Below are 1598 nucleotides of genomic sequence, written 5' to 3'. Positions count from 1 at the left end.
CGTCAACGATGACCCGACTCACCCCGTCAACGATGACCCGACTCACCCCGTCAACGATGACCCGACTCACCAACCCAGCGTCACCGTCAACCCGGTGACTCACCCCGGCATGTCCGGAGAGCGATTTGCTGGTGTCAGCCGGCTCTCCCGACCGGTTCGATGCGAGCGTACTCGAGCTGTTCGACCTCGAGCGGCGTGAGGTCGTCGATCGAGCCGTGGATGCGTTCGGTGTTGAACCAGAGCACCCACGACGCGGTCGCGGCTTCGACCTGGCCGACGTCGCGCCAGGGGCCTTCGTGGTGGATCAGTTCCGACTTGTAGAGTCCGATCTGCGACTCCGCGAGCGAGTTGTCGTACGCGTCCCCGACGGACCCGACCGACGCGTCGATTCCCTCATCGATGAGCCGGTCGGTGAAGGCGATCGACGTGTAGACCGACCCGGCGTCGGTGTGATGGGTGAGCCCGGCGAACCCGGCGACGCCTTCACGGCGGCGCGTCCACAGCGCCATGTCGAGGCAGTCCAGCACCAGCGGTGTCGTCATCGACGTGGCGGCGCGCCAGCCGAGGATGCGGCGGGAGTGCGCGTCGAACACGAACGCGACATACACCCACCCGGACCAAGTCCAGACGTAGGTGAAATCGGCTACCCAGAGCTGGTTCGTGCGGAACCGGGCGAAGTGCCGGTCCACCAAGTCCGCCGGCCTCGTCTCCCGCGCATCCGTGTCGATCGGGCGCTTGCGCTTCCCGCGGACCACCCCGGCGATCCCAAGCTCCCGCATGAGGCGTTCGACCGTGCAGCGGGCGATGTCGTGACCGTCGCGCCGCAGCCGAAGCCAGAGCTTGCGCGCGCCGAGCACCTTTCGCTGCCTCTGCCACGTGGCCAGGATGATCGGCTTCCACCTCTCATCCGACAACTCGCGTCGGGACGGCGTTCGTCCGCGCGCGTCGTAGTACGTCGATGGGGCGATCCGGATCCCGTGCTCGGTGAGCACGGCGCAGATCGACTCGACACCCCACCGCCGGCCACCATCGGAGCGGTCCTTGTGGTCCTCGATGAACGCGACTATCGCTTCTGTGGCCGGTCGAGCTCGGCCGCGAAGAAAGCCGAAGCCGCCTTCAGAATCTCGTTCGCGCGACGCAGCTCGGCGTTCTCCCGCTTGAGCCGCGTGATCTCCTCCGCGGCGTCGGTCGTGACACCGGGCCGCTCGCCGGCGTCGACCTGGTTCCGGCGGATCCAGGTCCGAATTGTCTCCGGCGAGCCGATCCCGAGCATCTGCGACACCGCGATCATCGCGGCGTACTCACTCGGATAGTCGGGCCGCACCTCGGCGACCATGCGGACCGCGCGCTCACGAAGCTCGCGCGGATACTTACTGGGACGTCCCATGAGACAGATCCTTCCAAGGAATCATGTCTCCGGACGCGCCGGGGCGAGTCACCGGCGAACCCACGAAAAAGTCCTGAGTCGCGACTCGTTCGTAAACGATGTCGCGACTCAGGACAAATGGCGGTGACGGTGGTGTCTGGCGTCACGACATCGTTGACAGCTGATCGCGCGGATCTTGCGCGTGATCGTTGACGGATGAGTCGCGACATCG

At 66.3% G+C, this 1598-nt stretch carries 1 protein-coding gene; it reads right to left on the bottom strand.

The window, feature by feature from the left end; translation table 11 throughout:
* Window positions 1-134: 134 nt before the first annotated feature.
* Window positions 135-1387 (bottom strand): IS3 family transposase gene (locus ABZ477_RS19105; protein WP_360136424.1). Its coding sequence is split into 2 segments (ribosomal slippage): window positions 135-1105 and window positions 1105-1387, totalling 1254 coding nucleotides; the frame shifts between segments, so codons are not numbered across the junction.
* Between the last annotated feature and the right edge of the window lie 211 nt (window positions 1388-1598).

Origin of the sequence: Microbacterium sp. NPDC019599, assembly GCF_040632175.1 — a bacterium.
GTDB lineage: Bacteria > Actinomycetota > Actinomycetes > Actinomycetales > Microbacteriaceae > Microbacterium.
The sequence above is the reverse complement of the archived record's forward strand: the minus strand, read 5'-3'. Positions and strand labels throughout refer to the sequence as shown.